Consider the following 764-nt stretch of genomic DNA (forward strand, 5'->3'; position numbering starts at 1 on the left):
CCCGATATATCCCGGATGCTCTCGAAGGAGTCGGTCTGCAGGTGGCTGTTTTTCGGGCCGAATACGGATGAGGCCACGCGATCCTATTTCCTCCCCCTGATCGAGGAGATGCGGACGGCGTTCCGGGCAGGAAGAATGCCGGATCACCACGTCTTCACGGTAAGACTGGAGGATACCGGGGACTTCGTCGGGCAGTGTGCACTGTTTCCGGTTGACTTCAGCCCCGGATCGTTTCTGATCGGCTACCAGCTCGACGACGCGTGCTGGAAAAGAGGCTACGGCACCCGGGCCTGCACCTTTCTGGTCTACTTCGCGTTCACCGTGCTCGAGGGCTACCGGCTGAACGGCGACACCGTTGCCGGCAATACGGCATCACGGCGGGTGATGGAGAGCTGCGGCTTTGTCCTGGAGGGTATCCAGAGGCAGTACTGGCATGCCGGGAGCGAATATCACGATCGTCTGATCTTCGGCCTTCTAAAGAGCGATCTTGCCCCGGAACGCCTGCCGGGACTGGGGGAGACGTTCACGGCAGAGCATTCGGCTGAGGTTTAACAACAAAAAAAGATATCCTTCAGGCGAACATCTCGCCGAAGGTGGTGTGGAAGTGGTGGCGGTCGAAGTCCACCGAGAGCTTGTCGATCGCCTTCATGAAATCGTCGGTGTTGACCGCATCGCGCTCCATCCTGATGGCGAACATCCCCGCCTCCATGCATATCGCCCGGAGGTCGGCGCCGTTCTTGCCCTCGGTGAGCCGGGAGACTTCC

Annotated in this window: 1 protein-coding gene and 1 pseudogene; one reads left to right on the forward strand and one right to left on the reverse strand. The window is 59.9% G+C overall.

The genetic code is table 11. From position 1 onward, the window contains the following. A partial coding sequence (locus EI28_RS12675) for a GNAT family N-acetyltransferase (RefSeq protein WP_048115400.1) occupies positions 1-552 on the forward strand: 552 nt, incomplete at its 5' end. Positions 553-571: 19 nt separating this feature from the next. On the opposite strand, the pseudogene EI28_RS12680 reads toward EI28_RS12675, so the two are convergent. Next, positions 572-764: pseudogene (locus EI28_RS12680) on the reverse strand (proteasome-activating nucleotidase); the annotation flags it as partial.

It is taken from the genome of Methanoculleus sp. MH98A, assembly GCF_000691865.1.
Classification (GTDB): Archaea; Halobacteriota; Methanomicrobia; order Methanomicrobiales; family Methanoculleaceae; genus Methanoculleus.